Source organism: Gardnerella sp. KA00255 (genome assembly GCF_049244095.1).
GTDB classification, from domain to species: Bacteria; Actinomycetota; Actinomycetes; order Actinomycetales; family Bifidobacteriaceae; genus Bifidobacterium; species Bifidobacterium vaginale_F.
On sequence record NZ_CP058374.1, the window covers coordinates 689,074 to 701,481 of the forward strand.

Sequence of the window (12,408 nt, forward strand, 5' to 3'; positions counted from 1 at the left end):
TGTTTGACTATCTCACTACAAAATAAAGCACGCACATACTACGAGAGATACGTGCGTGCTATAAAACTAGGCGAAAAGCCCTAGCGCAGAACACAAACTGCACCAGTGTCTCAAAACCACCAAAATGAGACACTCACGCAGAAAGCGTACTGCGCGAGTGTCCCAAAACAAGCAAAATCAGACACTAACGCAGAACACAAACTGCGAGAGTGTCCGAAGAATGGCCAGCGAGCGCAAAAGGTGACTTACATACCACTCAAGTAACGCTCGCTTATTCATCACAGCTTACGCATCACAGCCGGAGCCGCTTGAACATTAACTTGAGTTTGAAGAGCAGATTGCCGCTTCGAAGCGCTTCAGCCGAAGCATCGCAATGCTTGCTGTCAGTTAATCCGCCAAATCCGTTGCCGCTAAGCACCGAACTAAGCCATCCGCGCCTACCGAATGCGCCGGATGCCAAGAACAGCGCCAACAGCACGCCGAACATGAAGCTGAACCATATTGCAGCTTGGCCGCCGCTGTAAGGCAGCGCAACCGGACGCACCAAGTATCCGAAGCTGAAGTATCCGACTAAGTGGCCCTTACCGTCGTTATCACTAAAGCCGTCGCTTTCATTATCGGACTTATCTTTTGCACGTCCGTACAAAGCGTACTCAACTCCACTGCCGTTATCCTTTAACGTCTTAAACGCCTTAGCGTCAAAGGAGCCATTGCTACTCATTATCGACGTACAGTTCTTAAAATCAGTTGAACCTCCAGCCTTATTGACTTTGCACGCGTACAAGCTAAGGTCACTGAGTCTAGAGAAGCTATCGTAGTCGTCGTGAACATCCGCAAACAGAGTCTTATTTTTATCCTTGCTTTCCGACTTCGAAACTTTTCCGTCATTGTCGTATTCCAAAGGATTACCCTCAACCGTGAGCTTAGAGTAGTCATTCTCATCCATTGCTACAACGTAAGGATTCTTAGCATCCGTGTGCCCACTTAGAAGCGATCCTGCAGTTGCAGCAACAGTTGGCTTAACGTTATCAACAGGAACTAGATACACAGGCATTACGAATTCGTAGTTGGCATCTTTATCCCAACCGCCTTCTTTGCCTCGCGTTTTATGAGTATCTCCAACCCAGCTATCGCCATATGTCATAATAACTGACAAACGATTACTTGGATTTTCGAAAATCTTATGATTGATTAAGTTCTTATCAATCGCACCAGACCTACCCCATGCACCAACACCATCGAAGTTGGTAAGCGAAAGACCAGTATTGCTACTTTCAGACGTTACACCAGCGCTATTAGGAATAGAATATGAACCGCCGCCACCGACCTTTGGAATCATATCTATGACGTTTACATACCAAGTTTCTGCAGCAGCAGCAGAGCCACCATTGTCGTTACTAGAGCCGTTAGCACCAGACCTATGATCTGCAGACGGATCATACGTATAGAAATGATTAGTCCCATCAAAGCTGAAGCCGTTTTGGTTATGCTCACCATCAACCTTATCGCTACCTCTTACTTCCGGCAGCAAGGATGGCTGGCAATCAGCAAAGTCCCACTTATTTCCATCAACATATGTTCCACACTCGGTTGCTGGGTGCAAAGCACCGTTACGCTTAAGCTTCAACGCAGATTGCAAATCATTAAGCGTAAAGTTGCGCTTAGTTGAAGCATTGTACAGATACAGAAGAGACTTCTTATCTTTCGAAAGAATGAATCCTGGATCATCCGGACGATCCTTTACGCGCAGAGCTTTATCACTCTTAATTTCATCGAAGCTAGTAGGCGCATCAGCCAAGTAGTCTGCAGCATAATCTTTACCGTCAGATTTGTTATCATGACCTGGCCTGTTATCTTGACCTGTTGTATTATCACGAACACTCTCAGCGCGCAATCGAACAAATCGCGTAATCTTATTTTTTTGCGGATTTGGAACGAGCACGCGGCTTCTCCAGCCTCTAGTCAGAACAGCAACGTCTTGCTTATTTCCTACTTGGCGGCCATCATAATTAGGCAGATGCAAAGGCTTATGGTCATTGTCCATAGCACTATAGTCATACTGCCTGAACGTCACCATAGTTCTACCAGGTCCAAGCCTTGGATCCTCATTCGTAACGATTTCGCTATCACTTGGAAGCCAAATTCCCCTCCTTGGCTCGTTTGCAAAGTTGTTTTCGCTACGCAAATCCATTCGTATTGCGCGCTCCTCGTGACCGCTTAGCAACATTGGGTGTATTTGCACTATTTGACGCTTCATCGTAACGTCGAAGTACACGCAGTCAGACGGCTTAAGTTGACCTTCCCAATCGCTTGCCCTCGAGTAATCCGGACGGCATACTTCGCTAGGCTTTTCTTTTGCGTAAGCCATTGGCAGCACGTCAAGAGTATCTTCTGAACTAGCGTCGTCTCGGTAAGAGCTTTTACCTTTTGCAGCACGGCCTTTTGCATTTTTATCTTTTGCAGCACGCGTACTTCCACGGTTTCCGCCGTTTCTTGCAGTCTTGTTTCCGTCTCTATTACCCGAGTCATCGGCAAGATCTTCAGGGCTTCTAACACCAGGCATACTACTCCATGGACCAACATCCTTGCGATCACGCGCTCGAACAACGCTTCCTGGAGCTAAGAAACCGCTAGGGAATGTTAGAACACCTTTCAATCCTTTATCAGTGCTAACATTTTCAAGCTTCACATCATCCGGCTTGGAAGTACCAGGGCAGACTTCCCAATGACCATTTTTTATCAATCCTTTACGTTCTATCCAGCAGATGGAAATTGTTTTGCCGATACTGTTTTCTACGTCAGGCTCATTCTGGTTTCCAGTAGATGCACTAGATCCATAAACAGCATTAGAAGCAGCTTGCTTAGCTTTTTCAAGCTCCGAAGCAGGGTGATAGTAAACTACCATTTTAGTTGCACTAAAACCTGCTGTAACTACAACCTTATAGTCGCGTTTTTGTGAGTTATTATTAAGCCATTTATCTTCTTTTGCAACCTCATCTGTTTCACCATCATATGCAACAACGGATGGCTTAACAACATTTTCCCACGTCGCCTTGAAGCATCCAACAACAGTTCTTTCACTTTGCTTTCCAGCACTATCCGTAGTTTCAGCATACATTGTAAATACAGTTTGCTTCTCTTTGATTGGATTTTGCAAATCCGTACTTCTGTATTTTTCAACAAACCTTCTAATCAAATGTTTATTTGTAACGCCGTTACTAACAAACTTCACCATTGGACTAGAAATTTTACCGTCAGGATACTGAATGTTGTTCGCTTTAATATACACATTCAGATTATTAAGCAACACTTTACTGTTTATACTATCCGGATACAAAGTAACCTTTATTCTATCTTTTTTATATGGTATACCTTTACCCTGTTCGTATACATTGAAATCATCGTCTAACTTTAACGCTGAAGGCAAATTCATTGTGGCATTATCAGCTTCATACCAAGCTTTAGTGTCACCTGCATAAGCTTTCTTATCCAAGAAAACAAGATTATCGTTATTTACAGTGCAGTTATTCACATCACCATTAACCATGCATTTTCCGTGAATATCCCATGGATTACCATTACTATCAATACTCTTCGCACTAATAGTTGGCTTCTCACTATCAACCGGCATAAACCACACGTTTATTACGTTCGTTGTGTTATCTGGCGTCTTACCAGGTTCGCGAAGCAAAAGATCGTTCGTAACCTGACCATTATTCACATAAAGTTGCGCATGCGTGAACGGCCTGTTATTTGCGTATCCCTCAGGCGTTGAAGCACCCTCACCGTACGCGTCGTAGTCGTTCATAGTGTCAACATCAATATTCTTAGTTATAATGTCGCCAATATTTTCGCCATCCGCTTGACCGTTCAGATATTCACCGCCAGGCATAAGGAAGTCCTTGTGAATAGCATATTCACTAACATACTTATCTTCACCAGCATGTTGACTACCCTTATTTTCAATAAGCCTATCTGTAATATGTACTTCACTTCCGTTCTTCATATTTACAGAAGCATTGTAATCAAATGAAGAATCCTTCATAATAAATTCATTAGGCGTATACTTAACTAAATTAAGCTTATTTCGCCACTGGCACTTACCTTTTTGCGCAACATGAGTATCAGCATTCATAGATGCGGCACATGTATTGTCGCGCACAGCGTAATTTATTCCACCACCATCGACTGCCTTAGGGTATTCTCCACCCCATGCGTCAAATTGCTTATTATCCGCCGCGCTCATAGGAGTTAGAGAAGGCTGTGGATTATTTTCATCTTTCGTATTGATACTAGGCGTACCTTTTACAAGCTTTAGCACATCCTGAAGGTTTAACGCCTTACCATTGCCGCCCTTGCGGTATGAGTTTATGTTCCACTTGTACACAAAGTATTGCGTGCCATACTTCTGATTTCCATACAAGCCATTTTGCGGCCCGTCAAATCCAGGATCGTTTCGCCCATCAACACTCTTCTTGTTGTTATCTACTAATCCCCACGTATAGTCCTTACGCATATCAACGAAGCGCGTCACCTTATGCTCAATCGGGTTAAGCGTAGTCTCGTCATCAGCTTCCAACTTATTGAAAACAAGCTTCTTTTCTGCATACTTCTTTTCGGAAATTTCTCCTAGCGTGCCAATACCAGTAACACCACCTAAGCACAGCTTCCACTGCTGCTCCCTCTCCACCGCGCATGAGTATTGAGGCTTATCTTCACCATAAGCATACTTTGCTGTAGTTTTTGCAGGATTAAAGCCATTGTCGTACTGATCGTAAGTATCGTACTTATTTTCACCCTTAACGCCAATTTCTTCCTTGCGGTAGCCAAAGATTCGCTCGTTTCGCTTATCGTGCCTCATCCAAGAAAGCATTGCCACGATTTCGTTATTATTAAGCTCAAACGGGTTCACTTGCACTAAGCCGTTTGGCCACGCAATATCGAGCGGAAGCGGGTCAGACTCTTCGTAATCCTGCATATTGCTTGGATCCATAAGCTTCCAAAGTTTATGTTGACTCTCATCTGGATTTTTATCCGACACAGAGTAAGTGTCTACGTAAATTCTGGAACCAATTTCCGCAAAGTATTCCGGAATCGTAATATTTCCAGTTACAGGATCAAAAGTGATTTCGCATTTATCGTCGCCGTTAGCAGTGCAACCCTTGATATGGTCTCCAAGATTTGCTGTAATAATGCGCTTACTAAATTCTTTACGCCAATCATCGTTACTTTTCGCAGTAGAACGATCTTCGCCTTCAGCACTGCGATCCTGATCCTTAGATTCTTCTGACTTATCTTCAGAATCCTTGGCATCCTTGTTATCTTTACTGACTTTATTATCTTTGCTTGCGCTACCGTTTTCTGCAGTATTAGCAGCATCACTCTGCTTGTTACCATCACTTACTTCAGGTTTTTGTACTTCAGATTTCTGTGTATTGTCCTTCTTAGAAGAATCACCTTCGTTTAGCACAGCAAGCTTTACACTACCGCGCCTTCCAGGAACATTGCGCTTCTTAGCATTCTTCTTAGAAATATTCTTAGCTGTCTTATTCTTAGCATTCTTCTTAGAATTCTTCTTAGAATTCTTCTTAGTCGCTTTAGAAATCTTCAAAGAAGCAGGCTTGTTGCTAGTTTGAGGCTTATTAGTCTGCTGCTCCTGCTGCTTATTTTCTGACTTCTGCGACTTCTGCTGCTGACCTTGTTCCTGCTTACCCTGCTGATTTTGGGTAGATTTCTCCCCTGGTTTAGCATTATCAGTTTTTTCGCTATCAGCTTTAGCTTTGTTGTCAACTTTCGCCTTGCCGTCAGCAGCCTTACCGTCAGCCACTTTATCGTCAGCAGTCTTATCGCCAGCTTTAGATTTATCTTTATCCTTGCCGTCAGCCGACTTTCCATCAGCTGCCTTATCGTCAGCTGCGTCTCTGTCCTCTAAAGCAGCTCTATCCTCAGCAGACCTATCCACTGCAGCTCTAGACCCATCCGGGCTTGCAGCATCATTATTGTGGTTATAAGTATTAACCTGATGCCAAAGATCAGTCTTCTTATTACCGTCTCGCTGAATAACAATGCCGTAGCAGCTGCCATCCTTTGGACAAATCTTATCGTAGTTGTGCTCATTCCCCGGCTTTTCTTTACCTCGCGCCCAAATGCGTACCATAATCGAGCGCACGCGCTTATCTTCATCCCAAGGATTCACGCGCCCAACATAATGTCCATTCGGCTTCTTATCCCACCAAACGTTTGGCAAACCATAGCCAGGAGATACAATAATCAGCCTAAGTTTCTTTATTACGGAATTACCTGCAGCATCCCAACCGTGGAATATCAAATCATGCACACCGTGATTTCTAGTCTGATCGCCCACTAATACTGTAGGAGAACCATCATCTTTAGAATTACCGCTGTTAATAACCCATCCAACTTGATCCGTTTTATTATCAAGTTCACCATTTTTATGAATGAATTGATTGTAGCTTATTGTAGTAAAATCGCCGCAGCCGCGGGTATCGCAATCATTCTTCTTATCACGATTAGTCGTAATCATATCGAAATCATTGCGAACAGCGACTTTTTTACTATCAAAGAATCTCTTATTTTTATTGTTAGTAAAGTATTCAGTAGCTTCCTTCGGCTTTACGCCAAGCAAAATCCTCTTATCGTCATGGCCCTTAACCCAGAACTTAATTTTGCTATCAACAGGAATCTTCAAACCATCAGCTGGAACGTCAACAGGATTTCCGTTATTTACGCTCACTTTTACATCCAACGTTGGCTTCTCGTAATCAACATACGGGAATACAACAGGTATAACAGTAGTCGAGTTATCCCAGAACGTAATCTTTACGTACTTTACAAACACGTAATTTGGCAAAACTTTAGGTTCCTTGCCATCTTGCAGCTGAGCACTATACTTGTTGCGCATCCAAGTTCTGTAAATACGCTTGATTTTAGCCAAGACTTTGTCATGCAAGTCTTGCTTTACAGGATCTCCAGGCTTCAACTCCTTACCATCATCACCTGTCTTAGGAGCATCGCTTACAAACCAAACATTACGCTTAGTAGCATTTTGCGCTTTAGGCCAGCATGCAGGCATACTGTCTTCACGATCCTCACCAAGAGCTGCACGATCGTCATTCACAGCAGAATCATCGCCGCTATCTACAGACCTAAATTGAATAGAAGACCTAGATTGACCGGTAATTTTATCCTTGTACTCATCAAGAATCTTAGAGTGTCCGCAAGGATTTACAACGCTGACAATAGGCACTTTGGCAGCAACGCTTAAATCAGCATCTTGAAGAGTATTCGAGCGAGGCTCATCACCCCACTTATCCGTCCACTCAGCTTTGTAAACAGCAAGATTCTTAAGAGGAGTATTAGAATCTCCATCCGGATCATTAGTCAAATAGTTAGCATCAAGTGGATAAGGGTTTGCATTAGCGCCCTTCTTCTGCCTTATGGAACCATACCTATTTCTTGTACCATAATCATCCTTATTAACAGGCGGGAACAAGTTAGGATCAAAAGCCATTACCTGCCTATACAAATCAGAACGCTTACCAACAAAATTCACGAACCCAGCATTATTATCACGATCATCAATAATAAGAGGATTAGGAAGCGGCTGATCGTAAGAATAATACTTAGGAGTCTTGTTATTCTCGTCATATTCCTCAGTTTGCAAAGGCTTAAACACATCCGCTTGCGTAATAATCCTATACCACAAATCCTGAGTTTCGCTCATGTGATACGTTCTATCGTTATATCTAAGCTCAAGCTTGTGTCTACCAGGCTCTGAATCCTTCGTATTATGGTCGTTCATACCAGGATTACGGAACCACTGATTGCCTCGAGCGTAGCCGTTATTCGGGGAATAATAATCAGGCAATAAGCGTATATCTTGGCCTTCTTGCATAAGATGTGAAGATCCCAAAGGCTGATTTACTATTCCAAGCAACACGCTAGAGAATGAGATATTCCTGTGCTCAAGATAATTACCGCTGTCACTGTTGTACGGACCCAAACCAGTACCCTTAAGGAAGTGGTATCTAGGAGCCTGAATATCCATAATTCGCGGCGCACCATACCACTGCTGATGCATGATAGTGTACATGTAAAGGTTAGCGTCACGTCCAAAATTAGTCATGGAGTATTTACCGGCTTTAGTCATACCGAACGGATCATTAGCACCATAAAAGCCGCTACTCATATCTCTATGACCGAAGTAAGATCCTGCAGCGTAGAAGAATGAAAAGTTTTCGCAACCTGTTCCATCTCCCTCGTTAGCAGCGCAATATAGGTCGTTTTTATTCGTAGCAGTTGTAGTAGTGAAGTGAATCTTGTAAGTATAAGCAATCTCACCAGATTTAATATTGTTCACGAAACCAAACACGCGCTGTGTGTCACTTTTTATAGACCAATAAAGATTTTGCACAAGAGCAACATAAGCAGGACTATAGCCTCTGTTATAGCTTCCTTCAACTTTAGGGACAACTCTAAGATCGCCTTCATCCAAAGCAGCATAGCTACTAGACTTAATGCAGTCCAAACCTTGACCACCATCACGGCACTTACCAAAATCCTTACTATTCAAATCAGTAGTTGTCATAGCGGATGGAAGGAGCCTAGAATAATTGCCGTTCTGACTGTCGTTGTCGCCTTTCATCTTTCCCCAAGCTGCGGTAAGATCATCACCCGGAGCAAAATCGCTACTCTTCACTTCCTTGCTGCACAAACCGTTAGGATTATCCCAAGAGAAGGAGCAAGTTTCGCGAGGAGGCTTATAATTACCAAGATTTCCGCCATGATTCTTCTTGTACTGATTCTGCTTATACAAAGCAGTTTCTTCCCTGCCGCTGTAAAGAACTCGCTGAATATACTGCCTTCCGCCTTCGCTACCTTTGTCTAGAATCTGACCTTTTGGAATCGTAAAGTAATTAAAAGCAGCACCAGCGCCCTGAGTACGACCGCCAGCGTTAAAAATAATATCCCACACGAATCCGCCGCCGGAAAGCTTAGGCGTGCGCTTTACAAACACGAAGTCTGCAGTGTCGTCAACAGGCACGTTCATTCTATCGACGCCGGCACCCTTATGGTTAAATGCCATATTGCGGAAGCGGCCCATAATAAAAGTGCCCTTAGGGTACGGAGTGAAGTAAGTTGCGCCGTAATGATCCGTGCCGGAAGGATCTTCAGGCACAGGACCGTTCTCGTAGTGGCCACGAGGTCTCGTTGCTGCACCAATGAATGGGTCGCCGGAATCCAAGTTGTATCCAAGACTATTAACATCCAAATCGTGGCCGTTCGTGGCTCGCAAACCAGCACCGTCGCCGTCAGTAGTAATGCATGCGCCTAAAGCGTAATCCTTGTTGCACCCAGGGTGATACACTTCGTAAGATTCGCGAGCTGAGTAATTCTTAGCTTCGCGGTTTTGTGCTTTGGCTTGGGCTTCTTCTGCAGCGCGCTCAAAAAGTGACGATCTTGATTGGGAGCCGTACAGGGAGGCTAAGCCTGATGATGAGCCGAATGGGGAGGCTGCGCCATTACCCGAGTAATATGATCCTGCGCCATTACCTAAGCTATTGCCTGCTCTATTGCCTAGCAGAGAGCTATTGCCTAGCAAAGAGCTATTGCCTAAGCCATTGACTAAGCCTAAGCCTAATGGAGAGCCTGCTCCTGCACCAAAGCCGTTGCCCGCGCCGTTGCCCGCGCCATTGTCTAGCTGAGAAGAATTGATATATCGTTGTAATGAATTTGAATCTAAATTATTTGATCCGTTTGCGGATGGATTGCCGGAAGTAGCCGAAGTTCCGTTGCCGTTAGAGTTGCCGGAATTAGCGGAATTGTTGGCATTACCGGATTTCTTTGAAGTATTATTTGCAGTACTATTTGCAGTATTAGCAGAAGATGCAGTATTAGTAGAAGTATTAGATGCAGATTCGTGCGAATTTGTCCCCGTTGCATTAGTTTCTGCTGCTTGCGCAGTATAAGTAGTGATGCACATCGGCAGCCACATCGCCACCGAAATCAGGCAAATAAGAATAGTTTTAGCAATATTTTGGGCATATTTATATGAATAGACGAAAATGTTTCGCAAAATCGTCAAAATACTGCTCATAATTCCACTTAAACTCTTCATTATAATCATTTTATTGTGCACCCCAATGCACATATTCGTACGCGCGACGACCTGCTTTAGCACTGCGATATAGCGTGCGAAAGCAACTCGGAGCGTGAGCTTGCTCAGACGGAAAGTCCAGTGGACTTTCCGTGCAAGCTCAGCCGAACGGCGATTAGCCGTGAGGACAGCGCTTCGCTTTTATATTGCTCGACCAAGCAATTCTTATCCCACACTACCAATAAACCGATAGTGTTCTCTAGAGCGCTCCGGATTTATTTGAAGCGCTGGACTATCAAACCTCCCGGATTTGCCGAAGTGTTAACACACAAACTTGGCCGGTAAGTCTGGCTAAAAGTCAGCGCTTACAAGCCAAGTTTGCGCAAATCCACAAAACTATTCAAAACATCGTATTAATAATTCGAGTATTGAATAATTCAGTATCGAATAATTCGAAGCATTCAGCTTCCCGACTATTCGGCTTCTTGCTCCTTGCGACGCTTCATCACAATGTAGAAGAACGTGCCAGCGATGCCAACAATGCCGCAAACCGTCAAAATCACCAAGCCGCGAGCACCAGTCATAGGCAAGTTGCCGAGGATTTTGTCGAGTTCAGTAGCCTGGGAATTAACGATCTCGTGAGCGTTATCAGTATTACCTGTTGTTGCCTGAGCTTCGGTTTCTACTTTAACCTCGTAGCAGTGAGGTTTTTCATCCTTCTTGAAGCCGGCAGGAGCCTTGGTCTCAGCAACGCAGTAGATCTTGGAAGCAACATCATTAGTTCCAATGAACAAGTCTGCAGTCGTTACACCCGCATTATCAGTTGCCGCAAGCTTAATAGCGTTGGCATCGTCCTTGCCTTTATCAAGCTTTCCTTCGATAGTTTCCTTAGTTACGTTCTCACCTGAAACATCAGTAAGCTTTGTACCTTCTGTAACTGGATAAACAGTGAACTCTGCACCCTTTAATGGCTTCTTGCCTTTCTCTTTAGTATCAGCATCATTAACCTTGGTGATCTTCAAGGTAGCAAAATGCGAAGTGCCGTGAGGATTACTATCGCATGGATTATCTGCAGTTGGGACACATGGGTTGTTTTCGTCACCATCACCAATCTTGCTGTCGTCAATCCAGCCAGTAATAAAGTTAGAGAAGTTCTTGGTTCCCTTAGTAACCTTAGTGTTTAAAGTGACCTTCAAAACGTAAGTATTGGTGCCGAAATCTTTGGAGATCTCTTCCAATCTCGAAGCAGAAAGGTTAAACGTTACCTTCGCAGGAGCCGACTCAGTCTTTTCTGTTAATGTAACCGTGTAGTCAGTAGTTACAGCAAGCGGTACATCAGTTGCTTTAGCAGTAGCAGGCGTCTTTGCTTTCTTAACGAGCGTAACGTCAGATACGTCTTTATACGTCAAACCCTTAGGAAGAGCATCGATGAATCCAATCTTCTTATAAGCTTTATTGTCAGAAGGAGGCGTCAAAGGAATAGAAATATCCCACGGAATAACAGTGCTACCATCTTTATCAACATAAAGCTTGGTTGGAGTCTTTGGCGTTTTAGTAGGAACGTCGTCACTTGTATCATTCTTTGGATACACATCAACGTTGTACAACCATTCCCATGAAGTAGGAGTCTTGTGAGGCAAAGGCGTTGTGATGAAGAACGGATCAACCTTACCAGTAACAGTTACAGACTTCCAATTGTTTTTTTCATCCTTAATTTGAGCACCTTTTGTGTCAGTTTCTTCAACGTAGTAAAGCGATTCGTCAAGATTTTCAAACTTTGCGGAACCATCTTCACCAGTTGTTTTAGTATCTGTACAATTATCAACCAATTTGAATTTAGGAGAATTGCCTTCTAAGAATGAAGCAGCCTTCTTAGTAGAAGGGTCGAGCTTCTGAATATCTTTGATTTTCTCCCAGCCTTCAGCCTTAGACAAATCAATCTTCTTGTCATCTTCAGCAATGCCTGTTGCAAGCTCGACCCTGCAAACCTTGAACACAACGCCCTTAACTGGCTTCTTACCGAAAAGCAGATCGCTTTTATTGGCAAAAGGTTTCACAGAGCCATCAGATTTAGTAGAAGTTGCAGGACCTTGGTACTTGTGAATGATTATAGAAGTTTTTTTATTAGAATCAATGTTTGCAGTATTTGCACTGTCGGCATTATTTTCACCATTAGCCCATGCGATGGATCCGGCGATGCAGCAGGTGCCAAGTGTACATGCAGCGGCTATGAGTGCTACCGCGCGCTTTAATGAATTTGGTTTTGTACCCATAATTCCTCGATTGTAAAA

At 43.7% G+C, this 12,408-nt stretch carries 2 protein-coding genes; both read right to left on the bottom strand.

What is annotated here, in order from left to right:
- Positions 1 to 292 precede the first annotated feature (292 nt).
- Positions 293 to 10,147: a hypothetical protein gene (locus HXT51_RS02795; protein ID WP_421776731.1), complete on the bottom strand. Its 9,855-nt coding sequence runs from the start codon at positions 10,145 to 10,147 to the stop codon at positions 293 to 295.
- Between the two features lie 443 nt (positions 10,148 to 10,590).
- Positions 10,591 to 12,390, bottom strand: coding sequence for a SpaH/EbpB family LPXTG-anchored major pilin (locus tag HXT51_RS02800; RefSeq protein ID WP_421776732.1), 1,800 nt, complete (start codon positions 12,388 to 12,390; stop codon positions 10,591 to 10,593).
- Between the last annotated feature and the right edge of the window lie 18 nt (positions 12,391 to 12,408).